The following is a 26,760-nucleotide window of genomic DNA, read 5'->3' as shown; positions in this document are numbered from 1 at the left end:
GCTCATTCTCCCTTAAGCGCGCGGGTGATGGTGTTGATGCGGCCCTCCAGGAAGGAGAGGGTCGTGCGATATTTGACGGCGTTTTCCGCGAACAAAGTCTGTTCGGTGCTGAGTTCGACGGTGTTGCCGTCGAGGCTGGGTTGCAGCGGCACGCGATAGCCCATCGAATCGTCGACGGCCTGCGACACGTCGGCGGCGGATTTGCCCTGCCGCGTCGTGGCTTCCTTGAGGGCGGACTCGAAATCGATGTCGCGCGCCTTGTATCCGGGCGTCGAAGCGTTCGCGATATTGGACGCGAGCAGGGAAAGGCGCTGCGAGCGAAGCGCCAGCGCCTTTCCATGTATCCCGAACAATCCGTCTTCCAGCGACATTGTCGTCTTTCCGCTTTTTTCCGCCCCGATGGGCCTAAAACTTCCGTCTCCCCCGCCGTTCTGAAGCCTGATGGCGTGAACTGCGGGTGATCCAGCCTGATATTCGCAAGAGCCGTGCCAATTTGCGTGGGTGACGCATCGGCATGGCGGAAAATGGCGGAAATCCGGGGGATTGCGTGAGGATGGCGGCAAGGGCGGCAAAATTTTGCCGGCGGGTGGCAGCGCTTTGCCGCCGGCCGGCCGGGCGTAAGCGGGGACGTGAAGATGATCGGGATCATGGCGCATTTGTTCGACCCCCTGACCTTGCTGGCCATGGTCGCGGGGATCGGGCTGGTGGCGCTGTTCCAGAATGGCGCGCGGGCGCTGGGGCGGGCCTTTGCCGCCCTTGTTCCCCTGCTGCGCGCCGATCCGGCGAAGGACCGGGATGCTGCGCGGGCGGCCATGCTGAAGATCGATCAGGTCGCGCAACTGCGCGGCCTTGCCTGCACGGACCGGGTGAAGACGGCCAATCCCTATCTGACCGAAGCCGCGCGCAAGCTCGCCAATTGCGAGAAGACGGAGCAGTTCGAACTGTGGGCCGCGCAATCGCTGGCGGACCGGGCGCAGCGCCATGGCGCCGCCTGCAAGGTCTGGCTGTCCATCGCGGATGCCGCCCCGGCCCTGGGCATGGCGGGCACGATCATCGGCCTGGTCGGCATGTTCGCCGCGATGGACGATCCGGCGGCGCTGGGCCCCTCCATGGCCCTGGCGCTCCTCACCACCTTCTATGGCGTGGTCATTGCCAATGTCATCGCCGCGCCCGTAGCGACGCGGCTTGCCGACCTGTCGGAACGGGAACTCGCCTGGCAGAAGGAGGTCACTGATCGCATGGCCGCCATCGCGCGGCGGGAAAATGTGCCGATGCGCCGCGCCTCGATCCGCGAGGTGGCATGAATATCTCCGCCCTTGCCGGGGCGCGGCGCGGCCGCTGGGCGATCAGCTTCGCCGACCTGCTGCTGTTGCTGCTCGGCTTTTTCGTCATGCTTCAGGCCAGCGGCCAGCGGCGTGACGCCATGCTGGCGCAGGTGCGGCAGCAATTTGGCGGCCATGCCAGCAGTCCCATGGAAATCCACGCCGCCGAACTGTTCCTGCCCGGTGAGGCGTTGCTGACGCAGCAGGGCCGGAAGCGGCTGAAGATCGTGGCGGATCGCTTTGCGCTGGGGCGCGAGCGGCTGGAGGTCAGCAGCCGCGGCACGGATGCGGGGCATCAGCGCTTCGACGGCTGGGACCTGTCGGCGGCGCGCCTCGGCGCCGTGGCGCGGGCGCTGAAGGCGGAAGGCATTGGCGGCGACCGGCTGGTGCTGCGCGGGCTGGACCAGTTGGATGGCGAGGGCGGCAAGGGGCAGGTGATCCTGATTGTCGCGGGACGTTAGGCGTCGACCGCCCCAAAGGTGCGGCTGTTTTTTCTTGGGGCACGGCTCACCCTCCCCCACCAGCGGCAGCCAGCACATGGCACGAATTTTGCGTGGTTCATGGTTAATCCTGTCCGCTTTCGGAGAGATACCGTGACGAATTTGCCCAAGATCCTGCTTCTGGCGCTGTCCGTTTCAGCGTCCGATCCTGCGCTGGCGCAGCAGAAGTTCGAGAATCTGGATCGGATCGACAGTCTGGTCGCGATGACCGTCGGCGCCAATCTGGGCGAACCGGGCGGGCCGATCGCGCCGGTCGACCGGCGTTTGCGGCTGGCCGCCTGTCCGGCGACGCCCAGCGTGGACGGGCCGGTCTTTGGGGCCGCCATCGTCAAGTGCGATGCGTTGGGCTGGCGAATCCGCGTGCCGTTGGTGGCCGGCGGCGCCGCTGCCGCTTCCGGGCCGGTGGCGCGCTACGCCCCTGCGGCGCGGGCGGCGCCCAGGGAGGCTGCCGTCAAGAAGGGCGACCCGGTGCAATTGATGGCGGGCAATGCGGCCTTCAGCGTCTCGCGCATGATGGTCGCGGACGAGGACGGCGCCGTGGGCGAGACGATCCGCGTGCGGGAAGACAGGAAATCCGCGCCGATATTGGCGCAGGTCGTGGAAATGGGAATTGTTCGTGTTCCGGGATTTAACAATTTTTGAACCCGGCCGTATATAGACTGTGCGGGACGAATGAAGGATTGAAACGATGATCAAGTCTGTCGGCCAGAATATCAGCGCCGCCATAGAGGCAGCCCGCCTGAAGGAAGGCGGCAGGACGACGCGCGCTTCTTCGACCGGTTCGGCCGCGACTTCCGCTTCTTCGGCCAGTTCGGCAAGCCCCGTCGCCCGCATGGCGGCCGAAGGCGCGCCGGTCGACATGGACCGCGTCGCCGCGATCAAGGCGGCCATCGCTTCGGGCAATTACCCCGTCGATCCGGCGGCGATCGCGGATCGCATGCTGGCGCTCGACCTACCGGCGGCCGGTTGACCCCATGCCGCTCGGTCTTGCAGCGCTGGATGAGTTGGGCGCGGCTTTCGAAGAGCTGCGCGGGGCACTGGACGGCGTGGATGCGGCGGTGATCGAAGCGGCGACGCAGCGGATCGCCAAAGCCGCGTCCGCTGTTCGCGCCATCGGCGTGTGGCGGTCCGACGAAGCGGTGAAGGATCGATTGAGGGCGCTCCAGCCGCTGATGGAATCGGCGCGGATTCGTACCAACCTGCTCGCGGATCATGCGAATCAGCGGCTTGCGATACTCGCGGCGCGCGGCGCGGAAACGGCGCCTCTGGTTTACGGGCGCTGAAAATCCGACCCTCCGAGACTTTGCAAGGGCGCCCGCCACGGCGCCCTTTTTGCTTTTCATCTGACGGCGGACTGGGCTCCTGCCTGCGCAGGAGCGGGTGGGCGCGGCTTGATTTGACCGGAGCAGGCTCCATTCCCGAAAATCAAATTATGAGCGCGCGTTAACCAAATCTTGGCACGTCACTTGCTCTAATGACCCCCGGTACCAACGGGGATTGATCGAACCAGTGTCGGCTTTCGCAGACATCGCAGGAACGGGGGCGGCAACGGGCGCTTCGACGGGCAATCGCGTGACCAACGCGATCGCCATGGCCAGCCGGCGGACGGGCGTGGACTTCGCCTATCTGCTGGGGCAGGCGAAGATCGAGAGCAGCCTCAATCCCACCGCTCGCGCGACCACCTCCTCCGCGACCGGGCTTTACCAGTTCGTCGACCAGAGCTGGCTGGCGGTCATCGACCAGCATGGCAGCGAATATGGGCTGGGCTGGGCCGCCGACGCGATCAGCCGGGGCAGCAATGGCCGCTATTATGTGGCCGATCCCGACCTTCGCCAGCAGATACTGGACCTGCGCAAGCATCCCGAAACCGCATCCGTCATGGCCGCCCAACATGCCGCCGACAACAAGGCCACATTGGAGCAGCGGCTGGGCCGCGAGGCGGAACCGGTCGACCTTTACATGGCCCATTTCCTGGGCGTCGGCGGGGCCAGCAGGTTCCTGTCGATGAACGACCGCGCGCCCAATGCCGCCGCCGCCGGGATGTTCCCGGCCGCCGCCCGCGCCAACCGCTCCATCTTCTACGACAGGCAGGGCAACGCCCGCAGCTTTGCCGAAATCCGCGACCGCTTCGCCGCCAAGCTCCAGAAGGGCTTCGATTCGGTCGGCGGCGGCGACATTCAATATGCCGATGCGTCTTTGCCCTCCGGCGCGAAGACCGTGCAGCCCGCCGACTATGTGCGGATCGAAACCCAGCGCCTTGCGACCGCCGCCGACGTCACCGTCCGGCCCGAACCGCAGACGGCGCGCCTCGCCTATCTCATGCTCGCCACCCTCGGAAGGTAACGGCCCGATATGACTCCCGCCCAAGTCAAAGCGAAGATCTGGATGAGCGCCGCCAAGGGAGCGGTGTTGCCCATTGCGACGCTGATGGTCGTGCTGTTCATGATGGTGCCGGTGCCCGCGATCATGCTGGACATCGGGTTCATCACCAACATCATGATCAGCCTGGCCGTGCTGATGGTGGCGCTGAACGCCGCCAAGCCGCTCGACTTCTCCAGCTTTCCGACGGTGCTGCTGTTCGCGACGCTGCTGCGGCTGGCGCTGAACGTCGCGTCGACCCGCGTCGTGCTGGTGAACGGGCATGAAGGCACCGATTCGGCGGGCCATGTGATCGAGGCCTTCGGCCATTTCCTGATCGGCGGCGATTATGTCGTCGGCATCTTCGTCTTCGCGATCCTGATGATCATCAACCTGGTCGTGATCACCAAGGGCGCGGGCCGCGTGTCGGAAGTCAGCGCCCGCTTCACCCTGGACGCCCTGCCGGGCAAGCAGATGGCGATCGACGCCGACCTGAACGCCGGCCTGCTGACCCCGGAAGAGGCCAAGGTCCGCCGCCGTGAAGTGGCGACCGAGGCGGACTTCTACGGATCGATGGACGGCGCCTCCAAATTCGTGAAGGGCGATGCGGTCGCAGGCATCCTGATCCTGGCCATCAACATCGTCGGCGGCATCATACTGGGCGTGGTCAGCCACAAGCTCAGCATCGGGGAAGCTGCCCAGACCTATATCATCCTGGCCATCGGCGACGCGCTGGTCGCGCAGATTCCGGCGCTGCTGCTCTCCATCGCCGCCGCCGCCATCGTGACGCGGGTCGGCAGCGAGGACGATCTGTCGAACCAGATCACCAGCCAGTTCGGTTCGGGCAAGGCCTGGATGCCGGTCGCGGCGATCCTGACTTTCCTGGGTATCCTGCCCGGCATGCCGCACATGATCATCCTGCCCGCCGCCGCGGTGGCGGGCGGCATCGCCTGGCACCTCCGCAAGTCGAGCCAGCGCAAGGCGGCCGAGCCTGAACCCGCCGCCCCGCCGCCCAACCCGGCGCTGATCGAATGGAACGACGTGTCGGACGGCGCCGTGCTGGGGCTGGAGATCGGCTATGGCCTGATCAGCCTGGTGGACGAGCGCAAGGGCGCGCCGCTGATGGCCCGCATCACCGGCATCCGCCGCCAGCTTTCGAAGGAATTGGGCTTCGTCGTGCCGATGGTCCGCGTGAAGGACAATCTGGCGCTGGAGCCGAACCAATATCGCATCACCATCGCCGGTGTCGTCGTCGGTGAGGACGAGATTTTCCCCGACGACTTGCTGGCGCTGGACAGCGGCGCGCTGGAGGGCACTGTGTCCGGCCGCGAGGCGAAAGACCCGACCTTCGGTCTGGATGCCGTGTGGATTTCGCCCGCCAAGCGCAGCGAAGCGGTGGTCGCGGGCTATACGGTGGTCGATCCGCCGACGGTGGTCGCCACCCATCTCAACCAGCTTATCGCGATGAACGCCAGCGAGATGTTCGGTCTGGACGAAGCGCGCAAGCTGCTCGACAACCTCAAGGACGCCGCGCCGCAACTTGTCGACGGGCTGACGCCGGGGCTGTTGAACCTCACCCAGATTTCTGCGCTTTGCCGCGCCCTGCTGGCGGAGGGCATTCCGCTCAAGGATTTCCGCCGCATCTGCGAGGCGATGGTCGACGCGGCGCGGCCCGACATGACGCTGGACCAACTGGTCGAGGCGGTGCGCCAGCGAATCGGTTCGCTGATCATCCAGGGGCTGGTGCCGGTGAAGATGCCGCTGCCGGTGATCACGCTGGACGGCGATCTGGAAGCGTTGCTGGCGCAGGCGATGCGGGTCGCGGGCGATGCCCGGCACCCGATCGAACCCGCCCTTGCCAACCGCATCATAGAGGCGGTGGTCACGGCGGCCCGTCCGCTGCTGGGGCAGGCGCGCAACTTCGCCATCGTCACCTCGCCGCTGGCCCGCCGCGCGCTGGCCCGGCTGTTCAAACCGCATCTGCCGGAGACGCCGGTGCTGTCCTTCCTGGAAATTCCCGATGGCAAGGGCGTGGAAGTCGTCGCCGTGGTCGGCGGCGAGCAGCGGCCCGCGCCGCGCCACGACCCCCTGCCGACACGCGAACGCGTTGCCTGAGGAGCCTGACCGATGTTCATGAATAGGGTCGTCGCCGGTTCCGATGCCAACACCTATGGCCGGTCCGCCCATGCCAATTCGCCCGAACGGCTGGCGCGCCAATATATGCCGCTGGTGCGCAAGATCGCCTGGCATGTCCATGGCCGGGTATCGAGCGCCATCGAGATCGAGGACCTGCTCCAGATCGGCATGGTCGCGCTGGTCGAGGCGGCCAATGGCTTCGAGGATCGGGGCCTTGGCTTCGCCTCCTATGCGCAGATGCGCGTGCGCGGGGCGATGATAGACCATCTGCGCCGCCATGCGACGATGACGCGTTCCGCCATGTCGCAGCGCAAGCAGTTAGGGGTCGTCCGCAACCGGCTGGAGCAGAAGCTGGGCCGTGCGCCGCTGGAGGCGGAGATGTCCGCCGAAATGGGGCTGGACCCCGCCGCCTATCGCGAAGTGGCGGATGGCTGCGAGATGGTGCAGCATAGCAGCATGGACGAGGTCTATTCCGACCAGTCCATGTGGTTTGCCGATGTCGAGGATCGCGCCGACGATGTGATGGAGCGGGAATCGCTCAAAGCCGCGCTCGCCAAATGCATAGGCGACCTGCCGCAGCGGGAGGCGCTGGTGCTTCAGCTTTATTTCGTCGAGGAACTCAATCTGGAGGAGATCGGCGCGACGCTGGACATCGGCGCGGCGCGGGTGTGCCAGATCAAGAAGGCCGCGCTGGACAGGCTGCGCGAGAAATTGCGGGATTGGGACTGAGTCCCTTCGCTTTCCTTCAGGCGTGCCGTGCTCCTGCGCAGGAACACGGTGTTTCAGGATCGACTAACTGTCGTTCGCGGCGTTGGAGAAGTCCTTGATCGGCGCATTGTCCAACTGCAGCTGCCGATAACGCGTCTTCTGGTAATTCTGCATCCGCCACCAGGGTTCCGCCACCTGGAACAGCCCGCTTTTCGCGACATGGCTGCCCCAATCCTTGCGCGCCGTGAAGGCCGCGAAGAAGGGCGCCAGCACCAGACCCGCCGCCACCGGCACGATCCAGCCCAGCGATGTATCGGACTCGACCGCCAGCAGCGTCAGCCCCACGCCCAGCAGGATATGCCATTTGAACAGCCAGATCGCCGGCAGCATCCGCATGCCGTCGCGGTCGCGGGTCTGGCCGTTCCAGCTGCTCTTGCGGCCCATCAATATGCCGAACAGGTTGATGGTCTGCGTGAGCATGCTGATCGGCGCCATCAGGATCGACAGCGCGATGTCCGCGATCACGCCGCGCATCATGCGCACTCCGCCGCCGAAACCGATGCGCCGTGCAGGATCGGCCAGCGCCCAGAGCAGCGCCAGCAGCTTCGGCCCGAACAGCAGCACTGCCGTCAGCGCCAGCAGCCCGCCCGACGGCAATATGGCGCTCGGCGGCCAGACGCCCGCCACCGCGCCGCCCAGCACCACCAGCATCAGCGCCAGCCACAGCGGCGAGGTGCAATAGGCCGACGCCCCGACGAAGAGCTGGAACTTGCTGACCGGGTGCATGCCCCTGATCTTAGAAAGGAGGGGGATGTGCTGGATATTGCCCTGGCACCAGCGGCGGTCGCGGGTGGCGAGATCGGGCAGGGAAGGGGGAAATTCCTCGAAACTGTCGTCGGCCATGACGATATGCACGTCCCAGCCGCGACGGCGCAGCAGGGCCGCCTCTATCATGTCATGGCTCATGATATGCCCGCCAAAGGGCGCGCGCCCCGGCAGTTCGGGCAGGCCGCAGCTCTGCGCGAAGGCCCTGGTCCGCAGGATCGCATTATGGCCCCAGAACATACCTTCCGACCCTGACCACCAGATCATGCCGGCGGCGGAAATGGGGCCGAACAGGCGGCTGGCGAATTGCTGCCAGCGGGCGAACAGCGTCGACGCGCCGACGATCGACGGCACGGTCTGGATCAGGCCGACATGCGGATGCCGCTCCATATCCGAGGCCAGCCGCGCCATGGTCTGGCCGCTCATCACGCTGTCCGCGTCCAGCACGATCATATAGTCATAGGCGCCGCCGAAGCGTTCGACCCATTCCGCGATATTGCCCGGCTTGCGCCCGACATTGAGTGCGCGGCGGCGGTAATGGACGGGGCGGGAAAAGCCCTTGCGCATCTTCAGATAGGCGGCGCGCTCCTTCTCCCCATTTTCCGGGTTGGAATCGGAGAGGATGAAGAATTCGAACCGCTCGCCCCCCATGACCTGCGCCAGCGAGCGCTCCATGATCGACAGGCGGCCGAGCACGCCCTGAAAATCCTCATTGCAGACAGGCAGCAGCACGGCGGTGCGCCCGCGCAGCGGCGCCGTCGACCGCGCGCGATAGGGACGGACGCCCGGGCCGCGCCCCATGGTCAGCAGCAGGAAACCGATCAGGCTGGTGGCGAAGCCGAAGGCGATCCAGGCGAAGAGCGGGATGAAGAGGGCGAGATAGACGCCCTCCCATGCCGAAATGCCGTCCAGGCCGATGGAACGCCGCATCTCATGCGCCGCCATGGAGGCAGGCAGCAGCGCCAGCAGCACCACCAGGGTGCGCCGGGCCCAGAGGTCGATGTTGAACGGACGGTGGGGCAGGTCGCGCGGGGTCGCGGAAAAATCCTGCGCGGGCATGGCCAGGGGCCTCTCCGGGGGAAGATGCTCGAACGCCCTGACGGTCGCCATTCCGCCGGCCCTGTTGCTGTGCACGCCACCCGTTGCTTTCATGCCCGACTCGTTTCGCCAGATTTCACGGGCTCGAAACCCGTCACCAGAACCGCCTTGAACCCGGCTGGTTCCCTTGTCGCCCTTAATTCAGGCGCCCAGCGGGTAATGCACATATTCGCTGAACGGGCGATTGCCAGCCCTGAGCTGGGCGCGGATATCGGTCGGCCTGCCCCGGTCCCGACGAATATCCAGGACCATCCGGAACATGTCCTTCTGGTGCAGGACCGGATAACCGGCCTTCTTGACCAGCGTTCCGCCGGCAAGGTCGACCCATATGTCCGGCCTGCTTCCGGTCGGCACGCCGGCGAAGTCGACCAGGAAACGGTCGACCCCGGCTTCGCCCGACTGCCCGGTCCAGATATTCTCCACCGTGGCAAGGCCGGCGGAAGCGGGGGCGCGGGCGGCGGACCAGTCCAGCCGATAGCTCGCCTCTATCCGGCTGCCCGCGCGGGTGGGCGCGGCGGGGGTCCAATAGGCCGCGACATTGTCGGTATATTCGCTGTCGGTCGGAAAGGCATAGAGCCGCACCTGTCCGGCGCCCAGCGGCTTGCGGCTGGTCGCCCATAGGGAAGGCCGCCGTTCGTAGAAGACGCCGTCATCCTGATAATGGTCGAAATTGCGGTCGCGCTGGAGCAGTCCGAAGCCCTTGGGGTTGCGCTCCTCAAACACATCGACGCGGGGGGCGGAGGGATTGACCAGCGGACGGCAATGGACGGTCCCATCCGCGCCGGCGATGGAAAGCAGGTCGGAATCGTGGATTTCCGGCCGCCAGTCGGTGCGGGTGCGCCGGTCGGCCTGATCGTACCAGAACATGCTGGTCATCGGCATCAGCCCCAGTTCCGCGATCGCCTTGCGCGTGAACAGCACGGCGTCGACATCCTGCCGCACGCCCTGCGGCGTCAGTTCATTGGCGAAGCGGAAGGCGCCGGTGAGCGATGCGCTGTCCATCAGCGCATAGACGGTGACGCTGCTGCGCCCGGTCCGCTCCAGCCAGAAATGGGTGAAGCGGGGAAATTCCTCCTTCCCCGCGATGCTGGTGTTGATGGCGACGGCGCGGGCCGAGAGCCCGAACTGCCTTTCGGCGGGGGCGCGGAAATAGGTCGCGCCCAGAAAGGACAGCCAGTCGCCGTCCCGCGCCTGATTCATGATGCGGAAGCCGGCAAAGCCCGCATCGGGGCCCAGTGCGCGCACCGCATTGCCCGGCGGCGCGTCGAACATGGCGGGATCGTAGCGCAGCGGCGTCGCCCGGCCTTTTTCGACCAGCGCGATCTCCACCGGCTGCTGCACCGTGCCGCTCAGGGGGAACAGGCGGATGCCGGTATCGTCGCCGCTTTCGTTCCAGATGGTCCGCTCGTCACGGAAGCGCGCCTCGTTGAACGCATCATAGCCGATCCTGTCGGCGCCGGGGAAGAAGGGCGTCACCGTGAACGCGCCGCGGGCGAGGCGCTGTGCCCGGGCGATCAGCATGGTCCAGGAAAAGGCCTCGGCCCGGTTCTGGGCCAGCACGGAATGCGGCAGCAGCAGCGCAGCGCCGGACGCCGCGATCATTGCGCGGCGTCCGATTCCTGTCGAAGAATTGTTGGTCATGGCCGTCATCATGGGTGCGACAACCGCCAATGCAAGTGTTTCGATCCCGCATTGATTGGAAACCGGCCGATCGACAAATGCGATGAAGCCTCCGCCCGGGGGGACGGAGGCTTCGTTATGCTGGTCGTTTCATCGAAGTTTTTACCCCCGGCGCGGTGGGGACTGTAAATGCGCCGGGGGCGGCATGACCGGCCGGGGTGACCAAAACCCCAGCCGGTCAATCTGAGTGTCGCAGCTTAGCTGATCAGCTTCAGCACGCCCTGCTGGCTCTGGTTCGCCTGGGCCAGCATCGCGGTCGAGGCCTGGCTCAGGATCTGCTGCTTGGCGAGCGCGGTCGTTTCGGCCGAGAAGTCGGCGTCCTCGATGCGGCTGCGGGCGTCGGTCAGGTTGGTGACGTTGGCCGTCAGCGTGTTGACCGTCGATTCGAGGCGGTTCTGGACCGAACCAAGGCCGGCGCGTGCCGTGTCGATCTGCTTCAAGGCATCATCGAACAGAGTGAGATTCGGCGTGCCGGTCGTGACGTCGATCAAGGCATAGGGAGACGCGGTGGCCGTAAAATCTACCACAGCCGCCAAGTCGGAAGCGGTATCGCTCAGATCGCTGAGATCGATGGTTACAGCGTCGCTCGCATTGGCGCCGGCCTGGATGTTAATCGACTGCGCGCTCGGAGTGCCGCTGAAGCCCGTTCCCGAGAAAAGCTGAATGCCGTTGAACGAGGTGTTCTTGACGGTGGACACAATCTGCGTGCTCAACTGTTCCAGTTCGGTCTGGATATTTGCCTTCGAGTCGGGGCCATTGGTGCCGTTGGAAGCCTGGACGGACAATTCACGCATACGCTGCAGCATGTTGCTGACTTCGCCCAGCGCACCTTCCGCCGTCTGGGCGAGCGAGATGCCGTCATTGGCGTTGCGGATGCCCTGGGTCATGCCGCGGATCTGCGAGGTCATGGTCGATGCGATGGCGAGGCCGGCCGCGTCGTCCTTCGCGCTGTTGATGCGCTTGCCGGTCGACAGGCGTTCCATCGCGGTGCTGAGCGCCTTGCTGGCCTGGGCCGAAGCATTGGATGCACGCAGCGCCGAGGAGTTGGTTCCGATAACAGTCATTTTGATACCCTTTCGTTCGTTCAGGTCGCTGCCATCAGGCTGCTTGCGGCCTCGAAAGGGGATAACGGCACCGGAAAAAAAGCTTTTAGGGCGGGGATGATTTTTTCTGCTATTTTATTGAAAAGGCCCGGAAACAGGGCGTTCGGGGCCCTTTGCGGGGGCCGATATATCCATGAAGCGGCGAAAAGTTCCGCGCCGGCGGAAAAAAATTGCCGTTATGCGGCAAGGGGTTTGCCGCATTAACCATATGCTAACCACAGTCGGGCAGTTTCAACCCATCGAAGGGGTCAGGGGCGTGCGGGGGCACAAGCCGGCCAAAACATGGGGACAAGTTCATGTCATCGTTGGACGTGAGCCGAGGAGTCTGCGCGCTCGTTCCGGGCCTGCAGCACTGGCTGGAAAATGCGTTCTTTACCGTCCGGATCGTGGACGCCCAGAGCCCGCGCGAGCGGGAAGACCGGCGCGTGTTGCTGGCCACCGAAATCGGCCATGCGACCCATCGCGACATATTGATCAACCTGATCGACGGCCTGCCCTCGCTGGTGCCTGCCGCCAACGGCCTGCCCACCCGCGTTGCCTTCGGCCTTGAGGATATGGGTTTCGCCTTCGCGCTGATCGCGGAGCTGGCCCGTCCCGCTGCCGTTCCCGCGGTGGGCGACGCCGGCAGCACGCGGCTGATGACGCTGGCCGGCCGCGTGGCGCGCAGCGACGCCACCGTGCTGATCCAGGGCGATACGGGCACCGGCAAGGAAGGCATGGCGCGCTTCCTTCATGCCCAGTCGGGCCGCGTGACCCGCGACTTCATCGCCGTCAATTGCGCGGCGCTGCCCGAAACCATGATGGAAGCCATGCTCTTCGGCCACAAGAAGGGGAGCTTCACCGGCGCGGCCAATGCGTCCGAGGGCCTGTTCCTGGCGGCGGACGGCGGCACGCTGTTCCTCGACGAAATCGCCGAACTGCCGCTCAGCCTTCAGGCCAAGCTGCTGCGCGCCCTCCAGGAAGGCGAAGTGCTGCCCGTCGGCGCGACTCATCCGGTGCCGGTCAATGTCCGCATCATCGCGGCCTGCAACCGCAACCTCGCCGCCGAAGTCGCTGCCAGCCGCTTTCGCGAGGATCTTTACTGGCGCCTCAATGTCATGCCGCTGGAGCTGCGTCCGCTGGCCGAGCGCCCGGGCGACATCGCCGCCATCGCCGCCGCCATGCTGCTGCGCCAGCAGGATGCCTTCGTCTGGCCGACCGCCGCGGCGCTGGAAAAGCTGACCGGCCATGTCTGGCCCGGCAATGCCCGCGAGCTGGGCAATGTCCTTCAGCGCGCCGTGGTCCTTCGCGACGGCGACCGCATCGATGCCGACGACCTGCACATCACCGGCGCGCCGCAACTGCGCATCGTGGAGCAGGTCCTGGCGCCGGCCGATCCGATCCGGCTGCGCGACGTGGCGCATAACAGCAAGCTGGAGGCGGTCCGCGCCGCCCTGCGCGAAACGGATGGCCATCGCGCCGCCGCCGCCCGCAAGCTGGGCATTTCCGAACGTACGCTGCGCTATCGGCTTGCCGAGATGCGCGAGCGGGCGGCGGCCTGAGGAGGAATAGGGCATGTCCGGAATTTCTCCGACCGATAGCGTGATGGCGATCCGCAACGCCATCCTCCAGAAGAACGCGGCGCTGCGCGACGTCGCCCAGACCGGCAATGTCGGCCCTGGCTCCGCGGTCGGCACCAATGGCGCAACCGCGCCGGGCGGCTTTACCGACGCGCTGAAATCGGCGCTGGAGCAGGTGAACGGCCTGCAGAACCAGGCGGGCGAAGCAGCCGCCTCGTTCGAACGGGGGGAAACCACCGATATTGCCGGGGTCATGCTGGCCAAGCAGCAGGCCTCCGTCAGCTTCGAAGCCACCCTTCAGGTCCGCAACAAATTGCTGTCCGCTTACAAGGACATCATGAGCATGCCGGTGTAATATGAGCGAGAACGCACTCACCCCCTCCGTCGGCGGCGCCGCCGCTCTCCCGGCCACCAGCCCCGCCTTTCCGGGCGGCGCGAAGGGCGTCGATGCGCTGAAGGCGCGCTTCACCGGCTTCATGAAGCAGCCCGCCGTGGCGAAGAGCCTGCCGCTGCTGGGCCTGCTGGGCGTCGTCGCGACCGCTGGCGCGGCGTGGCTCGCCCTGCGCGAACCGCCGCAGCGCGACCTGTTCCGCGCCCTGCCCGATGCCGACAAATCGGCGGTTGCGAGCGTGCTGGACCAGAACGGCATCCGCTACGACTTCGACAATTCGGGCAGCATGACCGTTGGCGAGGACGATTATTTCAAGGCGAAGATGATGCTCGCCGCCCAGGGCCTGCCCAAGAGCGCGCCCGACGGCAACAGCATGATCGACAGCCTGCCCATGGGCGCATCGCGCGCGGTGGAAGGCGAAAAGCTGCGCTCCGCCCGCGAAATGGACCTGGCCCGCACCATCGAGGCGATCGACAGCGTGGAGAGCGCCAAGGTCCACCTTGCGGTCGAGCCGCCCAGCGTCTTCCTGCGCGAACGGTCCAAACCCTCCGCATCGGTGATGCTGCGTCTTGCCTCCGGCCGGTCGCTGACCGACCAGCAGGTCAGCGCCATCGTGCATCTGGTGGCTTCGTCGATCCCGGAACTCAATCCGGAGGACATATCGGTCGTCGATCAGAATGGCCGTCTGCTCAGCAATAACGACAGCAACGCCGCCGACGACCGCCAGTTGGCCGTCCAGACCAGGATGGAGGATCGCTATCGCCAGTCGGTGATCGCGCTGCTGACGCCGATTCTGGGCGCGGGCAAATTCTCGACCGAAGTGCATGCCGAACTGAACTTCGCGGAGCGGCAGGCGACCCGCGAAACCTATCCGCAGGATGAAGCGCGTCTTCGCAGCGAACAGGGCACCTGGGCATCCGACCCGCGCGGTCAGGGCGCGGGCGGCGAAGCGAGCGGCATTCCCGGCGCGCTCAGCAATCAGGCGCCGGTCAATCCGACCGTGACGCAGACCAATCCCAATGGCCAGGCCGTTGCGCAGGGCGCCACCAGCACCCAGACCGCAGCCCAGCCCGGCACGCCGCCCAATCCGCTGATGAAGACCGAGGAAACCTTCAACCGCAGCTTCGAACTGGGCCGCGAGGTTTCCGTGACCAGGGACGCCATCGGCACGGTCAAGCGCCTGTCGGTCGCGGTCGCGCTGGACAACGGGCCTGACGGCAAGCCGCGTTCGGCGCAGGAGATCGCGGCCTTGGAGGCTTTGGTGAAGGGGGCGGTCGGCTTCGACCAGGCGCGGGGCGACGTGGTGGCCCTTTCCGCCCGCAGCTTCGCCAAGGAAGAAGTGGTTCAGGCGCCCTGGTATGAAGCGGGATGGGTGTCGCCGCTGGTGCGCAATGTCTCCGCCCTGCTGGTCGCCCTGCTGGTGATCTTCGGCATCGGCCGGCCGCTGCTGAAGCGCCGCGCCGCCGCTCAGGCCGCCGCCGCCGAACAGGTCGCCGCCGAGGGCCAGAAGATCGGCCGCGAAATCTCGACCGAGATCACCCGTCAGGCGACGGTCAACCCGGATGGGTCGACGCCGGTCACGCTCGACATGATCTCCTCCACCTATGACTATGCCCAGCGCGCCGACCTGATCCGCAATTTCGTGAAGCAGGACCCCGATCGCGCGGCGCTGGTCGTCCGCGACCTTCTGAAGGAAGGGAAGAAGGAAAATGCCTGACGCCGCCACCGCCACGGCGCTGAAGGGCAGCGCCGCCGCCGCCGTCCTGCTGATGCTGTTCGACGAGGATGAGGCCGCGCAGATCCTCTCGCGCCTGGAGCCCGATGAGGTGCGCCAGCTTGGCTATGCGATGTACGATGTGGCCGACGTGCAGGTCGAGGAAGTCAATGAGGCGCTCGATCATTTCGTCACCAAGGCGAAGAAGCGCACCACCATCGGCTATGGCGCGACCCGCCATATTCGCGGCGCGATGACCAAGGCGCTGGGCGAGGAGCGGGCCGAGAACATGCTCGCCCGCATCACCCCGCCGACCCGCTCCACCCAGCTTGAGATGCTGAAATGGATGGACGCCAAGGAGATCGCCGTGCTGATCGAGGCGGAGCATCCGCAGATCATGGCGATCGTCCTCGCCCATCTGGAGGCGCCGATCGCCGCCGACGTGCTGCAATTGCTGCCGACCGAATATCAGGAAGAGGTGGTTTACCGCATCGCCACGCTCGGGCCCGTGTCGAACGAGGCTCTGGACGATCTGGAGCAGCTCCTGCTGCGCGGCAACATGGCCAAGAAGCAGGGCGGGGCCTCGCAGCGCGGCGGCACCATCGAGGCGGCGGCGATCATGAACAATGTCCGCAAGGAGAATGAGCAGCGCATCATCAAGGCGCTGGCCAAGCGGGACAAGATGGTCGCCCAGACCATCGAGGAGGAGATGTTCGTCTTCGACAACCTGATCGACATGGACGACAAGAATATGGGCACGCTGATGCGCACCGTCGACAGTTCGATCCTGGTGGTCGCGCTGAAGGGCGCGAACGACATGCTGAAGGCGAAGATATTCGGTTCCATGTCCGCCCGCGCCGCGCAGGCCATTGCCGACGAGATCGAGGAACGCGGGCCGATCCGCCTGGCCGAGGTCATCGACGCGCAGAAGCTGATCATCGCCACCGCGCGCCGCATGGCCGATGCGGGCACCATCATGCTGGGCGGCAAGGGGAATGATTTTGTCTAAGCTCTGGAGCAATGCGGAAGTCGCCAGCATCCCGCTGGGCGGCATGGGACAGGTGACGAGCGGCGGCTTCCGCAGCCTGTTCGCGCCTGCGCATGCCGCGCCCGGCAAGCCGGTGCATGACAGCATTCCGGAAAGCGAAGAGGATGTGCTGGAACAGGCGCGGATCGAAGCCTTCGCCATGGGCTTCGACGAAGGCAGCCGCGTGACGGCGGAAGCCCATGCGGCCGAGACGCAGGCCCGCCAGCAGCTTGCCCAAGCGCTGGAACTGCTGGCGCCGGCGCCCAGCGGCATGCTGTCCACCATGCTTTCCGCGACCGTGGTCCGGCTGGTGGAGCAGATCGTGGGCGAGGTCGAGATCGACATCGAGCGGCTGCTCCAGCGCTGCGACAGCGTGGCCGCCTTCATCGAGGATAATGACGAAAAGGGCGCGCTGCACCTGCATCCCGACGACATCGCGCTGCTGGAAGGCGAGAGCATCGGCGTGAAGCTGGTGCCCGACGGCGCGATGCAGCGCGGCTGCGTGCGCCTTGAAACCGCCGACGGCTGGGTCGAGGACGGCCCGGATGTGCGCCTGTCGCGCCTGCGCGCCCTGCTGGACGATATGGAGGGCAAGGCCTGATGATTCGCGCCGCGCTGGCCCAGGCGGAAACGCTGTTCGACCATATGCAGGTGCAGAACCGGCAGCCGCGCCATGTCGGCCGGCTGGTCAGCCATGATGCGGGCATGCTGGAAGTCACCGGCTTTCGCCGTCCCATCGGCGCGGGCGCGCGGGTGATCGCTTCGGACGGGACGGTCTGCCGAGCCGAGGTTGTGGGCTTTCGCGGCGACAGGACGCTGCTGGTGCCGCTCGACAGCGACGCGCCGCTGGAAAATGGGGCGCGGGTCGAACCGGATTCCCAGGCGACCATGGTGCAGGTGGGCGAAGGCCTTATCGGCCGCGTGATCGACGCCATGGGCCAGCCGCTGGACCGCAAGGGGCCGATCATCGCGGGCGGGTCGTGGCCATTGAACGGCGTCAAGGGCAATGTGCTCGACCGGGGCCGCGTCACCGAGCCGTTCGACCTGGGCGTGCGTGCGGTGAATGCGCTGCTGACCGCCGGACGCGGCCAGCGCATCGCGATCATCGCGGGGTCCGGCGTTGGCAAGTCGGTGCTGATGGGCCAGATGATCCAGGGCGCCGAAGCCGACATCGTCGTCGCGGGCCTGATCGGGGAGCGTGGCCGCGAGGTCAGCGATTTCCTGGAGACCAAATTGAAAGGCGCGATGCACAAGAGCATCGTCGTCGCCGTCCCAGCCGACCATCCGCCGGTGCTGCGCCTGCGCGCCGCGGCCCGCGCCACCGCCATCGCCGAATATTTCCGGGCGCGGGGCAAGAAGGTGCTGCTGCTGATCGACAGCCTGACCCGCTGCGCCCATGCCCAGCGCGAGATCGGGCTGGCATTGGGCGAGCCGCCCGCAATGAAGGGCTATCCGCCCTCCGCGCTGGCGCTGATCCCGCGTCTGGTCGAGCGGGCGGGTGTCGACGCCCGGACTGGCGGGTCGATCACCGCGCTCTACACCGTGCTGGCCGATGGCGACGATACGGACGATCCGATCGTCGACGCCGCCCGCGCCATTGTGGACGGGCATTTCGTGCTGTCGCGCCATCTGTCGGAACAGGCGATCTTCCCGGCGATCGATGTCGGCAAGTCGCTGTCCCGCGTCATGGCGGATGTCGTGCCGGACGAGCATCGCCTTGCCGCCGCCGCCTATCGCCGCCTCTGGGCCGCCTATGAGGAAAATCGCGACCTCATCCTGATGGGCGCCTACCGCCCCGGCAACGATCCGGTGATCGATGAAGCCGTGCAGCGGCGACAGGAAGTCCTCGACTTCATTCGTCAGGATCAGAAGAGCTTCATCGACCTCGACACCAGCGCCCATGCCCTGATCGCCGAGTTCGGCGCGTGAAGGGCGAAGTCGCCCGCCGCCAGCGCGTGCTGCGCGTCCGCCATGTCCAGCATGCCATGGCCGCGGCCGAAACCGCCCGCGCCCGCGACGAGGCGGAGGGCCTTGCCCGCAATGTCGAGCGGCTGCGCAATGTGCGGAACGATCTTTTTACCGGGCAGGGCGTCGCAACTGGCGCGAATTTTGCAGCGATGCAGGAACTGGCGGGCCGTCTGGAACAGGCGGGGCGCCAGTTGGATGGTGCGCTCTACGATGCGCGCCGCAAGGTGGAGGTCAAGGAAGGCCTTTCCCTCGCGGCCAATCGGGATCGCGAAATCGCCGTGAAGCTCAAGGATCGCGCCCGCGCGGACCTGGAGGAATGGCGGGAGAACAAGCTTGCGGCGCTGCCGCGCTATCGCCGGATGCAGAGGACAGGAGATGTCTGACGTGAACATGCTGACCAGCCTCAAGGCGCTGCTCTTTTCCTCGGCGGCGACGCCGATGCCCGCCGATGGCGCGGCTGCGTCGACCGTGCCTGCGGAGGGGGCGGCGGATTTCGCCAAGCTGCTGAACGGCACGATGGCCGCTTTGCCCGAAGCGCAGGAAAGCGCGGGGATCGCGGGCCTGCCGCAAGGGATCGCTCCGGCGGTCGCGGATGAAGCCGAGGGCATGGAGCCCGCACCGCCCAAGGCCGGCAAAGCCGATGGCGGCGATCCGGAGGTGGAGACGCCTTCCCCCTTGCCTTTCGGTCTGGCCAACGCATTGAGGGCGGTGCAGAGCCACCGCAAGGATTCGCTGCCGCTGCCGCCCGGACTTGCGAGGAAGATCGACGCGCCAGCCGAGGCCGCCGTTCGGGAGACGGCGCCTGCGGTGGATGCTGGCCCTATGGTGGATAACGGCCCTGCGGTGGATAGCGGTTCCGTCGAGGAGGTCGCGGCGGAAATGCCTGCTGCGGCGCCGGTCGCGATGGAAGAGGGCGAGGTCGGCGGGCCGGAACTGCCGGTCGCGACGCCCGATCCCCAGGTCAAGGCCCCGCGCCCCGGCAGGGAAACCAAGCCGGAAAAGGTGGAGGCCTTGCCCGAAGCCGCGGCGGTGGAGCATGCCGACGAGCCAGCGGAAGCCGAGCCGGGCGACAGCGACAGGCCGAAGGAGCAGGCCGAGGCGGCACAGGCTCCGGCAACGGTCGTCGCTGCTGTCCACATGCCGGCCCCCCCAAGCGTTCCGGCGCAGGCGCTGCCGCCATCGACGGCCCCGGTCGCGCAAACGGCGCCCGCCAAGCCGGATCGCGGCAAGAATCTGCCGGTAGCGGCGCCCTTGCCGCCTCAGTCTGCCGGACAGCCGGTTCCCGCCCAGTCGACGGTTGAACCGACTCCCGTGGCGGACGCCCCTGTGCAGCCAGCCATTGAAGCGCCTGCGGCATCGGCCGACCAGCCGGAAGGCCCGGTTCCCGCTGCGCATCCCGGCAGCGCCCCGGTGAAGTCCGAGGCGCTCGCCCTGCTCCAGCTCGTGCGCGATCAGGTCGCTGCCCGCCAGCCGGGCACGCCGGTCCGCGCCGGGGAACCGCTCGCGGCCCGCGTCGAAACGGGCAGGGCCGCCACGCCGGTCGAGGCGGTGCCGGCCCATGCCGTCCAGCATGACCCGGTCGATGCCGTGCCCCCGATGCCGCTCGCCCAGCCTGTTTCCGCGCCGCCGGTGCCGTCGGCCGTCGCGCCGCCGCCGGCCGACCTGTCCGCCAGCCTTGGCGCGCAGATCGTCGACATGGGCGTTTCCGGCCAGTGGATCGACGGCCTCGCCCGCGAGATTGCCGGGCTGTCCGCGAACGGTGCGCAGGGGCGGTTCCAGATCAACGCCGACCAGCTTGGGGCCGTGCAGGTGGACATCCGCCAGGGCAGCGACGGCGCGGCGGTCAGCCTGACCGTCGCCAGCGAAGCCGCCGAAATGGCGCTGCGCCAGGACAGCGACCGTCTGCGCCTTGATGCTGGACTTTCGGCGGTGCGCATTGCCGAGGTGAAGATCGAACGCGCGCCTCCTGTCGCGGAAGCGGCGCGGGCGGACAGCGCCAATCAACAGCAATCCTCCCAGCAGCAGGGCGCGCAGCAACAGGGTTCCCAGGGCGCGAACGCATGGGCGAACAACGGCCAGAACATGGCGCAATCGCAGGGACAGGGCCGTTGGCGTCCCCAGGAAAATAGCGCATTTGCCCCTAAAAATTCCGGCGATCCGGCCGTTCTTAACCATGACGAGCTGCGCCATGCCGGCAATCCCGCCGCGCGCGCGCGCTATGCCTGACGACATGGATTGCGGGGGACTTTGACCGATGAGTGACGACGCCAAGCCGAAGAAGAAAAAGGGCGGTGGGATGAAGATGATCCTGCTCATCGTCATCGCCATGGTCGTTGGCGGGGCGGGCGCGGCCGGCGGTCTTTACGCCGCGGGTTTCTTCAGCCCGAAGGAAGAAGGGCCGAAGGAAGATCCGAACAAGCCCGTGCTCGTGCTGGCGGGGGAAAATGCCGAGGAAGTGGCGAAGGCCCATGGCTATGCCGGCGGTGGCGGCGGCGAAGGCGGCGGGCATGAGGGCGGCGGCGGGGGTCATGCCCCTTCGGGTGTCCATGTCCCGGCCAAGGGCATCGACCTGCCCAGCCCGGCCAATCCCGCGGCCTATCAGGCGACCTATTTCCAGCTTCAGACGCCGTTCACCTCCAACATGTCGGATACGGACGCCTTTGCGCAGATTTCCATCGCCGTTTCGACCTATTACGACATTCGCGTTGTCGAGGCGATCAAGGTCCATGAGATGGCGATTCGCAGCCAGGTCCTGATGATGCTGGCCGAACAGCCGGTGGAGGCGCTGTCGACGCCGGAGGGGAAAAGGGCGCTTCAGGGGAAGATCAAGGGCATTATTAACGACATTCTGAAGCAGAAGACGGGCTATGGCGGCGTCGATAACGTTTATTTTACCAATTTCGTTATTCAATAGGGCTGCCTGATCGGCGGGAAGTCCCCCGCCCGGGACGGCTGGGGACTGAAATGACCGACGTTCAAGCCTACGCCTTCGGGCGGGGGGAATCGCAGGCGCCGCTGATGCTGTCGGGGCTGGACCGGCTGGGCGAAAAGCTCGGCCGGCGTTTGCGCGCCCTGATCGAGCCGATCGCCGGGGTTCGCCCGCATGTCGCCGCGCAGGACGCGCGCGCGCTGGAATTCGGCGCCTGGGCGCATGAGGTGCCCGGCTCCTCCAGCATCGGCGTCTATCGCCTGGCGCCGCTCAAGGGGCAGGTGCTGCTGCGGCTCGATGCGGCGATGATCTCGACGCTGGTCGACTGTTTCTATGGCGGCATCGGCAATCGTGCGCTGCCGCCGCGCGGCGAGTTCACGCCGACCGAAGATCGCCTGATCGCGCGGATTTCCGATGCCTTCATGGCCCGGCTGGTGGAATGCTGGAGCGACATGCTGGCCATAGAGGCCGGTCTGATCGTCCGGGAAACCGGCATCGGCTTCGCCGCCGCGGCCCAGCCGGGCGAGCAGATGGTGCTGCAACGCTTCCTGATCAGCATCAGCCGCGATGCCGAATGGCCCGTCGACCTGCTGTTCCCGCTGTCCGCGCTGCGCGCCGTCGAGTCGTTGACGGGCAGTCGCATCCCGATTGACGACGAACGCGCCGACCCGGTGTGGCAGGCGCGCATCGCCCACCGCATGCGCGACATCCGCCTGCCCGCCCGCACGGTGCTGGCGCGTCCTGACCTGTCCCTGGCCGAACTGATGCAGCTCAAGGCCGGCGACATCATTCCCGTCACCATCAACCGCAGCCTGCCGCTGATCGTGGGCGACCGTATCGTCGCGCACGGCTCCATCGGCGAACAGGATGGCCGCGCCGCATTCCAGATCGAAAAGCTTGCACAGGAAACCGGACAATGAGCGACATGAGCGAAGCCCCCCGCCTTGACAGCGTGGGCGAGGACAGCATTTCCCGCATGGTGAACAACCGCCAGTTCCGGTTGCTGGCCGACATTCCCGTCCGCATGTCGGTGGAGGTCGGGTCGACCTCGCTCCGGCTGGCGGAGGTCATGGATCTGAGCGAAGGAAGCGTCGTGGAACTGGACCGCCAGGCCGACGACCTGCTCGACATCATGGTCAACGGCGCGCTGATCGCCAAGGGAGAGGTGGTGACGGTGAACGGCCGCTACGGCATCCGCATCGTCGAAATCGCGGCTGCCGAAAGCCGGCTGGCGGGCGTCGAGCGGCGCGGCTGAAGCGCAGGCGGCAGATTTACCGCTTGCCTTGCGCGCCAATCTTTCGGAACGGATGACGAATTAACCATCTTCGCGGAAAGCCCTCATGATCTGGTATTTCGTCAAGCTGCTGATTTTATTGCCTCTGGTCGGCGGCATGGCCTTCGGCGCGCTGTGGCTGTGGCGCAAATATCAGCCGGGGATGATGGCGGGGCAGAACGACCGGTCGCTCAAGGTGCTGGAAGCGCTGCCGATGGGGACGTTCGGCAAGCTCGCCGTCGTGGAGTTCGAGGGGAAGAAGATCCTGCTTTCCGTGACGCGGGGGCGGATCGAGAAGATCGCGGAAGGCGACCCTTATCGTGCCGGGCGCTGACCTGCTTGCCACCGTCATTCCGGCGCAGGCGGGAACCCCTCTCCGGACCTCGGGTCCGCAGGCTGCTGCCGGGAGATGGGTCCCCGCCTGCGCGGGGATGATGAAATGGGGTGTGGTCGCGCTGCTGCTGCTGACCCTGGTCCTTGCCATGCCCGCCTTTGCGCAGGCCGCGCCCGCCGCTCCGGCGCCCGTCGACAATGGCGGCGCGCTGAGCCGCGCCATGGGGCAGATCAGCGGCGACGGCCGTTCGCTCTCCCTATCGCTGCAGATCCTGATCCTCATGAGCCTGCTGACGGTGTTGCCGTCGCTGATCCTCATGATGACCAGCTTCACCCGCATCATCATCGTCCTGTCGCTGCTGCGTCAGGCGCTTGGCCTGCAACAGACGCCGCCCAATCAGGTGCTGGTCGGCCTGTCGCTGTTCCTCTCCCTGTTCGTGATGCGGCCGGCCATTGACCAGATCAACGCCCAGGCCTTCGATCCCTATGGCAAGGGGCAGATTTCCATCGAGGAGGCGGTGGGCCGTTCGGGCAAGGTGCTGCACGGCTTCATGACCAAGCAGACCCGCGAGACGGACCTCAAGCTCTTCTCCAATCTGGCGGAGGCGCCGGCCTTCCGCTCGCCCGCCGACATTCCCTTCTCCATCCTGCTGCCGGCCTTTGTGACGTCGGAACTGAAGACCGCTTTCCAGATCGGCTTCATGATCTTCCTGCCGTTCCTGATCATCGACCTTGTGGTCGCATCGACGCTGATGGCGCTCGGCATGATGATGCTGTCGCCCACGATCATCTCCATGCCGTTCAAGCTGCTGCTGTTCGTGCTGGTGGACGGCTGGGCGTTGACCATGGGTTCGCTGGCCGGATCGTTCGCGACATGAAGGGCGGGCGCTTCTCTCCTCCAGACGGCTCCGGGGCGGCCTGATCCATGGAAAACGCCGATTTCTTCATGGGGCTGGCGCAGCAGGCGCTGTGGATCACGGCGCTGGCGGCAGCGCCGATCCTGATTCCCGCGCTGATCGCAGGCGTCGTCATCGGCATGGTGCAGGCCGCGACCTCCATCAATGAACAGACGCTGGCCTTCATCCCCAAGATCATCGTCGTCGGCGCGATGCTGGTGCTGTTCGGCGGTTCCATCATGGTGCTGATCGCCGATTTCACGCGCGAGATTTTCGAGCGCATTCCGGACCTGCTGCAATGATCGCGCCGGGCTTCGCCCCAGGCTTTGTCAATGTGGAAGTCCAGCTCTGGATCTGGCTGATCGCCATGATCCGCCCCGGCGCCGCCTTCATCGCCGCGCCCGTCTTCGGCGCGCCCGCCGTGCCGTTGCAATTGCGGCTGATCCTGTCGCTGGCGCTGGGCATGGCCGCGCTCAACAGCGTGCCTATCCAGCTTCCCGCCGACGGCGTCGCCAGTTTCCAGGGCGTGATGCTGGTCGCGGGTGAGGTGCTTGCCGGCCTCGCCATCGGTTTTGCCGTGCAGATCGGCTATGCCGCCGCGCTGGTGGCCGGGGAGGCTATCGGCAACACCATGGGCCTCAATTTCGCGGCGATGGTCGATCCTTCGTCGGGCCAGGCGACGCAGGCAGTGGGCCAGTTCCTCTCCATCCTGTCGACCTTCCTGCTGCTGGCGATGGACGGGCATCTGATGCTGGTGAGCTTTGTCGTGCAAAGCTATCGGGCGCTGCCGCCGGGTGGCGCGATGCTGAGCAACGATGCGGTCTGGCACCTGATCGAATTCGGCGGCGCGCTGCTCGGCGCGGGCGTCACCATCGCGCTGCCGGTCGGTTTCGCGCTGGTGCTGGTGCAGATCGTCATGGGCATGCTGGCGCGCACAGCGCCCGCGCTCAACCTGTTCGCGGTCGGCATGCCGGTGGCGCTGATGGCGGGGCTCATCCTGCTGGCCGTCACCGCGCCGATCATGGCGGAGGGGATCGCCGCCGCCCTGAAGGCCGGGCTGGACCAGGCCCAGACCATCGCTGAGGGGCACTGACCATGGCCGGGAGCAATGGCGGCGGCGAAAAGACCGAGAAGCCGACAGCCAAGAAGCTGAAGGATGCGGCCAAGAATGGCGACATTCTCCAGTCCCGCGATCTCGCCACTGCATTGGTGGTGATGGCCGGCATTGGCTGGATCGCGGTCACGGGGCCCTCCATGGTCGAATCCCTGTCCGACATGCTGATAGAGGCGTTGCGTTTCCGGCGGGAGGACATCGTGAATTTCGCGCCGGCCGACCGGGGCATCGCGCTGCTGTCCGGCATCGCCCTGCCGGTCGCGGGGATATTGCTGGCGACCTTGCTGGCTGCCATTGCGGGGCCGGCGCTGCTCGGCTCGCTCGGCTTCCGTCCCGGCGCCTTCGCGCCCAAGGCGTCGAAGCTCAATCCCGCCGCCGGCCTCAAGCGCATGTTCGGGCTCCAGGGGCTGATCGAACTGGTCAAGTCCGTCGCCAAGGTCGCGCTGCTGGGCGCGATCGGCGTCTGGATGATCTGGGACCGGCTGACGGAGATCGTCGGGCTGGGCAAGGCGGGGCTGGCGCCCGCCATGGCGGACCTTGGCAACATGTTCATCATGACCTGCCTGATCATGGCGGGGGGCCTGTTCCTGATCGCGGGCATCGACGTTCCCGCCCAGCTCATGCAGCGGTCCAGGCGGCTGTCGATGACCAAGCAGGAGATCAAGGACGAGCATAAGGAGAGCGAAGGTTCCCCCGAGCTGAAAGGCCATATCCGCCGCAAGCAATATGAGGTGCTGAGCGGTTCGACCCGCAAGGCGGTGGCGGAGGCCAGCGTCATCATCACCAACCCCACCCATTTCGCCGTCGCCTTGCGCTACAAGCCGGGGCAGGACGCCGCGCCGGTGGTGGTGGCGCGCGGCTGCGACGCGGTGGCGGCGGCGATCCGCGACCTTGCCGACCAGAACGGGGTCACGGTGCTGCAATATCCCGAACTGGCCCGCGCCATATACTTCACCTCGCGCGCCGGGCAGATCGTCAATGAAGGGCTGTACATGGCGGTCGCGACCGTCCTTGCCTTCGTCTTCCGGGTGGAGAATCGGATGGCGAGCGAGATGGACCGGCCATTCATCACCGTGCCGGACGATCTGCGCTTCGACGCGGACGGCAAAAAATCATGTTGATAATCAGCGGTTTCCTGAAAATCGATCGTCCTTAACTTAAGTTTAGGACTTAATATCCGTATAATCTTCATGGGGACGCATTAGGATGTGCGTCATGAACGACTATATTTCGCGGACTGAACTGTCGGTGGAGCGCGGCGCGACCCGCGCGCCGTCCGCCGTGTCCGCGATTGCGCCCATTTCATCGGCCGCCACCGTGCATCAGGGTGGTGGATCGTCCCGGCAGGCGCCGACGCCCGAGGATCAGTCGGGCGTGGAAGAAAGCATCGCGACCAGCGCCGAATATGCCAAGGTGCATGCCCGCATTGCCGACATTCTGGCTGAATTGCGCAGTCAGGGCGGCACGGTGACGGTCGACGGGGCAGCCGGCGAAATCCAGTCGATGCTGCCCGAGCCGCAGATACTGGTCCCCTTGCCCCCGGCCTCCAAGGAAGCGGTGGAAAGCACGATCCGCGTCGCCAAGCGCATCGCGGAACAGGCCGCCTATGCCCATGCGGCGCAGGCCAACATCCGTCGCGGCGCGGTCGACCAGATTCTGTCTCCGGGCGCTTGAGCCGGGTTCGTCGGGGCGCTCCTGCGCCTGCTCGCGAGCGTGCCGTTGCAGGCGGTGTGGATATTCGGGACTGTGGACTGAGCGGTTGGGGTGGAATCAGGACATTCCCCCTCCCGCAGGCGGGAGGGGGAATGTCCTGATTCCACCCCAAC

The 26,760-nt window shown here is 66.4% G+C and carries 29 protein-coding genes; 25 read left to right on the top strand and 4 right to left on the bottom strand.

The window, feature by feature from the left end; all coding sequences use genetic code 11:
• Window positions 1-2 precede the first annotated feature (2 nt).
• Window positions 3-371 (bottom strand): flagellar basal body rod protein FlgB, encoded by a 369-nt coding sequence (gene flgB, locus K7W03_RS05605; protein WP_025548588.1) that lies wholly within the window; start codon window positions 369-371, stop codon window positions 3-5.
• 264 nt (window positions 372-635) lie between these two features.
• Here flgB and K7W03_RS05600 point away from each other — a divergent pair, with 264 nt between their 5' ends.
• From K7W03_RS05600 to K7W03_RS05565, 8 genes are all read left to right on the top strand, one after another.
• The gene (locus K7W03_RS05600; RefSeq protein WP_044660324.1) at window positions 636-1,304 is read left to right on the top strand and encodes a MotA/TolQ/ExbB proton channel family protein; all 669 of its coding nucleotides are present in this window, start codon (window positions 636-638) and stop codon (window positions 1,302-1,304) included.
• Window positions 1,301-1,783 carry a flagellar motor protein MotB gene (locus tag K7W03_RS05595; RefSeq protein ID WP_048576702.1) on the top strand — a complete coding sequence of 161 codons (483 nt, stop codon included), beginning with the start codon at window positions 1,301-1,303 and terminating at the stop codon, window positions 1,781-1,783. Before K7W03_RS05600 ends, K7W03_RS05595 begins: the two co-directional genes overlap by 4 nt.
• Before the next feature lie 132 nt (window positions 1,784-1,915).
• Entirely contained in the window at window positions 1,916-2,464 is a 549-nt protein-coding gene (locus K7W03_RS05590; protein WP_061936558.1) for a flagella basal body P-ring formation protein FlgA, read from the top strand.
• Window positions 2,465-2,510: 46 nt separating this feature from the next.
• On the top strand, window positions 2,511-2,792 hold the full coding sequence (gene flgM / locus K7W03_RS05585) for a flagellar biosynthesis anti-sigma factor FlgM (protein ID WP_025548582.1): 282 nt from the start codon (window positions 2,511-2,513) through the stop codon (window positions 2,790-2,792).
• A gap of 4 nt (window positions 2,793-2,796) precedes the next feature.
• On the top strand, window positions 2,797-3,105 hold the full coding sequence (locus K7W03_RS05580) for a hypothetical protein (RefSeq protein WP_137710246.1): 309 nt from the start codon (window positions 2,797-2,799) through the stop codon (window positions 3,103-3,105).
• 226 nt (window positions 3,106-3,331) lie between these two features.
• Window positions 3,332-4,165 carry a lytic transglycosylase domain-containing protein gene (locus tag K7W03_RS05575; RefSeq protein ID WP_137710247.1) on the top strand — a complete coding sequence of 278 codons (834 nt, stop codon included), beginning with the start codon at window positions 3,332-3,334 and terminating at the stop codon, window positions 4,163-4,165.
• Window positions 4,166-4,174: 9 nt separating this feature from the next.
• A complete protein-coding gene (flhA, locus tag K7W03_RS05570; RefSeq protein ID WP_222885743.1) occupies window positions 4,175-6,295 on the top strand; it encodes a flagellar biosynthesis protein FlhA in 2,121 nt (706 codons plus the stop codon).
• Window positions 6,296-6,307: 12 nt separating this feature from the next.
• A complete protein-coding gene (locus K7W03_RS05565; RefSeq protein WP_140042544.1) occupies window positions 6,308-7,045 on the top strand; it encodes a sigma-70 family RNA polymerase sigma factor in 738 nt (245 codons plus the stop codon).
• A 63-nt stretch (window positions 7,046-7,108) separates the two neighbouring features.
• On the opposite strand, the gene mdoH is transcribed toward K7W03_RS05565, so the two are convergent.
• From mdoH to K7W03_RS05550, 3 genes are all read right to left on the bottom strand, one after another.
• Entirely contained in the window at window positions 7,109-9,001 is a 1,893-nt protein-coding gene (gene mdoH, locus K7W03_RS05560) for a glucans biosynthesis glucosyltransferase MdoH (RefSeq protein ID WP_222885742.1), read from the bottom strand.
• 87 nt (window positions 9,002-9,088) lie between these two features.
• On the bottom strand, window positions 9,089-10,600 hold the full coding sequence (locus K7W03_RS05555; RefSeq protein ID WP_222885741.1) for a glucan biosynthesis protein: 1,512 nt from the start codon (window positions 10,598-10,600) through the stop codon (window positions 9,089-9,091).
• 224 nt (window positions 10,601-10,824) lie between these two features.
• Window positions 10,825-11,691 carry a flagellin gene (locus K7W03_RS05550; RefSeq protein ID WP_222885740.1) on the bottom strand — a complete coding sequence of 289 codons (867 nt, stop codon included), beginning with the start codon at window positions 11,689-11,691 and terminating at the stop codon, window positions 10,825-10,827.
• Between the two features lie 335 nt (window positions 11,692-12,026).
• Between K7W03_RS05550 and K7W03_RS05545 the strand changes: the two genes are divergently transcribed.
• The 17 genes from K7W03_RS05545 (at window position 12,027) to K7W03_RS05465 (ending at window position 26,608) form a co-directional block, all read left to right on the top strand.
• Window positions 12,027-13,271: a sigma 54-interacting transcriptional regulator gene (locus K7W03_RS05545; protein ID WP_222885739.1), complete on the top strand. Its 1,245-nt coding sequence runs from the start codon at window positions 12,027-12,029 to the stop codon at window positions 13,269-13,271.
• Window positions 13,272-13,284: 13 nt separating this feature from the next.
• Window positions 13,285-13,644 carry a flagellar hook-basal body complex protein FliE gene (fliE, locus tag K7W03_RS05540; protein WP_025548568.1) on the top strand — a complete coding sequence of 120 codons (360 nt, stop codon included), beginning with the start codon at window positions 13,285-13,287 and terminating at the stop codon, window positions 13,642-13,644.
• A 1-nt stretch (window position 13,645) separates the two neighbouring features.
• Window positions 13,646-15,397: a flagellar basal-body MS-ring/collar protein FliF gene (gene fliF, locus K7W03_RS05535; protein ID WP_222885738.1), complete on the top strand. Its 1,752-nt coding sequence runs from the start codon at window positions 13,646-13,648 to the stop codon at window positions 15,395-15,397.
• Window positions 15,390-16,403: a flagellar motor switch protein FliG gene (gene fliG / locus K7W03_RS05530; protein ID WP_025548566.1), complete on the top strand. Its 1,014-nt coding sequence runs from the start codon at window positions 15,390-15,392 to the stop codon at window positions 16,401-16,403. The genes fliF and fliG overlap by 8 nt, the downstream gene beginning before the upstream one ends.
• Window positions 16,390-17,022: a flagellar biosynthesis protein gene (locus K7W03_RS05525; protein ID WP_222885737.1), complete on the top strand. Its 633-nt coding sequence runs from the start codon at window positions 16,390-16,392 to the stop codon at window positions 17,020-17,022. Before fliG ends, K7W03_RS05525 begins: the two co-directional genes overlap by 14 nt.
• Window positions 17,022-18,350, top strand: a complete 1,329-nt coding sequence (locus K7W03_RS05520) for a FliI/YscN family ATPase (RefSeq protein WP_222885736.1) — start codon at window positions 17,022-17,024, stop codon at window positions 18,348-18,350. Before K7W03_RS05525 ends, K7W03_RS05520 begins: the two co-directional genes overlap by 1 nt.
• Window positions 18,347-18,772, top strand: a complete 426-nt coding sequence (locus K7W03_RS05515) for a hypothetical protein (protein WP_025548561.1) — start codon at window positions 18,347-18,349, stop codon at window positions 18,770-18,772. The genes K7W03_RS05520 and K7W03_RS05515 overlap by 4 nt, the downstream gene beginning before the upstream one ends.
• Window positions 18,765-20,615, top strand: coding sequence for a flagellar hook-length control protein FliK (locus K7W03_RS05510; protein WP_222885735.1), 1,851 nt, complete (start codon window positions 18,765-18,767; stop codon window positions 20,613-20,615). The genes K7W03_RS05515 and K7W03_RS05510 overlap by 8 nt, the downstream gene beginning before the upstream one ends.
• Window positions 20,616-20,643: 28 nt before the next feature.
• A complete protein-coding gene (gene fliL, locus K7W03_RS05505; protein WP_025548560.1) occupies window positions 20,644-21,303 on the top strand; it encodes a flagellar basal body-associated protein FliL in 660 nt (219 codons plus the stop codon).
• Between the two features lie 50 nt (window positions 21,304-21,353).
• Entirely contained in the window at window positions 21,354-22,238 is an 885-nt protein-coding gene (locus K7W03_RS05500) for a flagellar motor switch protein FliM (RefSeq protein WP_025548558.1), read from the top strand.
• Window positions 22,235-22,573 (top strand): flagellar motor switch protein FliN, encoded by a 339-nt coding sequence (fliN, locus tag K7W03_RS05495; RefSeq protein ID WP_025548556.1) that lies wholly within the window; start codon window positions 22,235-22,237, stop codon window positions 22,571-22,573. Before K7W03_RS05500 ends, fliN begins: the two co-directional genes overlap by 4 nt.
• An 85-nt stretch (window positions 22,574-22,658) precedes the next feature.
• A complete protein-coding gene (locus tag K7W03_RS05490; protein WP_025548555.1) occupies window positions 22,659-22,925 on the top strand; it encodes a FliO/MopB family protein in 267 nt (88 codons plus the stop codon).
• A gap of 97 nt (window positions 22,926-23,022) precedes the next feature.
• Window positions 23,023-23,802, top strand: coding sequence for a flagellar type III secretion system pore protein FliP (fliP, locus tag K7W03_RS05485; protein ID WP_025548553.1), 780 nt, complete (start codon window positions 23,023-23,025; stop codon window positions 23,800-23,802).
• Between the two features lie 47 nt (window positions 23,803-23,849).
• Window positions 23,850-24,122 (top strand): flagellar biosynthesis protein FliQ, encoded by a 273-nt coding sequence (gene fliQ / locus K7W03_RS05480; RefSeq protein ID WP_025548552.1) that lies wholly within the window; start codon window positions 23,850-23,852, stop codon window positions 24,120-24,122.
• Complete coding sequence (gene fliR, locus K7W03_RS05475; protein WP_222885734.1) at window positions 24,119-24,913, top strand: flagellar biosynthetic protein FliR; 795 nt, start codon at window positions 24,119-24,121, stop codon at window positions 24,911-24,913. The genes fliQ and fliR overlap by 4 nt, the downstream gene beginning before the upstream one ends.
• 2 nt (window positions 24,914-24,915) lie before the next feature.
• The gene (gene flhB, locus K7W03_RS05470) at window positions 24,916-26,055 is read left to right on the top strand and encodes a flagellar type III secretion system protein FlhB (protein ID WP_222885733.1); all 1,140 of its coding nucleotides are present in this window, start codon (window positions 24,916-24,918) and stop codon (window positions 26,053-26,055) included.
• Window positions 26,056-26,149: 94 nt separating this feature from the next.
• On the top strand, window positions 26,150-26,608 hold the full coding sequence (locus tag K7W03_RS05465; protein WP_222885732.1) for a hypothetical protein: 459 nt from the start codon (window positions 26,150-26,152) through the stop codon (window positions 26,606-26,608).
• The last annotated feature ends 152 nt before the right edge of the window (window positions 26,609-26,760 follow it).

It is taken from the genome of Sphingobium sp. PNB, from assembly GCF_019873065.1.
Taxonomy (GTDB): Bacteria; Pseudomonadota; Alphaproteobacteria; order Sphingomonadales; family Sphingomonadaceae; genus Sphingobium; species Sphingobium fuliginis.
This window is presented reverse-complemented; position numbering and strand designations above follow the sequence as displayed.

Bases quoted from the DNA above. Each gene is read 5' to 3' on its own strand.
- flgB (WP_025548588.1), bottom strand. From the start codon at position 371: ATGTCGCTGGAAGACGGATTGTTCGGGATACATGGAAAGGCGCTGGCG.
- K7W03_RS05600 (WP_044660324.1), top strand. From the start codon at position 636: ATGATCGGGATCATGGCGCATTTGTTCGACCCCCTGACCTTGCTGGCC.
- K7W03_RS05595 (WP_048576702.1), top strand. From the start codon at position 1,301: ATGAATATCTCCGCCCTTGCCGGGGCGCGGCGCGGCCGCTGGGCGATC.
- flgM (WP_025548582.1), top strand. From the start codon at position 2,511: ATGATCAAGTCTGTCGGCCAGAATATCAGCGCCGCCATAGAGGCAGCC.
- K7W03_RS05580 (WP_137710246.1), top strand. From the start codon at position 2,797: ATGCCGCTCGGTCTTGCAGCGCTGGATGAGTTGGGCGCGGCTTTCGAA.
- flhA (WP_222885743.1), top strand. From the start codon at position 4,175: ATGACTCCCGCCCAAGTCAAAGCGAAGATCTGGATGAGCGCCGCCAAG.
- K7W03_RS05565 (WP_140042544.1), top strand. From the start codon at position 6,308: ATGTTCATGAATAGGGTCGTCGCCGGTTCCGATGCCAACACCTATGGC.
- mdoH (WP_222885742.1), bottom strand. From the start codon at position 9,001: ATGAAAGCAACGGGTGGCGTGCACAGCAACAGGGCCGGCGGAATGGCG.
- K7W03_RS05555 (WP_222885741.1), bottom strand. From the start codon at position 10,600: ATGATGACGGCCATGACCAACAATTCTTCGACAGGAATCGGACGCCGC.
- K7W03_RS05550 (WP_222885740.1), bottom strand. From the start codon at position 11,691: ATGACTGTTATCGGAACCAACTCCTCGGCGCTGCGTGCATCCAATGCT.
- K7W03_RS05545 (WP_222885739.1), top strand. From the start codon at position 12,027: ATGTCATCGTTGGACGTGAGCCGAGGAGTCTGCGCGCTCGTTCCGGGC.
- fliE (WP_025548568.1), top strand. From the start codon at position 13,285: ATGTCCGGAATTTCTCCGACCGATAGCGTGATGGCGATCCGCAACGCC.
- fliF (WP_222885738.1), top strand. From the start codon at position 13,646: ATGAGCGAGAACGCACTCACCCCCTCCGTCGGCGGCGCCGCCGCTCTC.
- fliG (WP_025548566.1), top strand. From the start codon at position 15,390: ATGCCTGACGCCGCCACCGCCACGGCGCTGAAGGGCAGCGCCGCCGCC.
- K7W03_RS05525 (WP_222885737.1), top strand. From the start codon at position 16,390: ATGATTTTGTCTAAGCTCTGGAGCAATGCGGAAGTCGCCAGCATCCCG.
- K7W03_RS05520 (WP_222885736.1), top strand. From the start codon at position 17,022: ATGATTCGCGCCGCGCTGGCCCAGGCGGAAACGCTGTTCGACCATATG.
- K7W03_RS05510 (WP_222885735.1), top strand. From the start codon at position 18,765: ATGTCTGACGTGAACATGCTGACCAGCCTCAAGGCGCTGCTCTTTTCC.
- fliL (WP_025548560.1), top strand. From the start codon at position 20,644: ATGAGTGACGACGCCAAGCCGAAGAAGAAAAAGGGCGGTGGGATGAAG.
- K7W03_RS05500 (WP_025548558.1), top strand. From the start codon at position 21,354: ATGACCGACGTTCAAGCCTACGCCTTCGGGCGGGGGGAATCGCAGGCG.
- fliN (WP_025548556.1), top strand. From the start codon at position 22,235: ATGAGCGACATGAGCGAAGCCCCCCGCCTTGACAGCGTGGGCGAGGAC.
- K7W03_RS05490 (WP_025548555.1), top strand. From the start codon at position 22,659: ATGATCTGGTATTTCGTCAAGCTGCTGATTTTATTGCCTCTGGTCGGC.
- fliP (WP_025548553.1), top strand. From the start codon at position 23,023: ATGATGAAATGGGGTGTGGTCGCGCTGCTGCTGCTGACCCTGGTCCTT.
- fliQ (WP_025548552.1), top strand. From the start codon at position 23,850: ATGGAAAACGCCGATTTCTTCATGGGGCTGGCGCAGCAGGCGCTGTGG.
- fliR (WP_222885734.1), top strand. From the start codon at position 24,119: ATGATCGCGCCGGGCTTCGCCCCAGGCTTTGTCAATGTGGAAGTCCAG.
- flhB (WP_222885733.1), top strand. From the start codon at position 24,916: ATGGCCGGGAGCAATGGCGGCGGCGAAAAGACCGAGAAGCCGACAGCC.
- K7W03_RS05465 (WP_222885732.1), top strand. From the start codon at position 26,150: ATGAACGACTATATTTCGCGGACTGAACTGTCGGTGGAGCGCGGCGCG.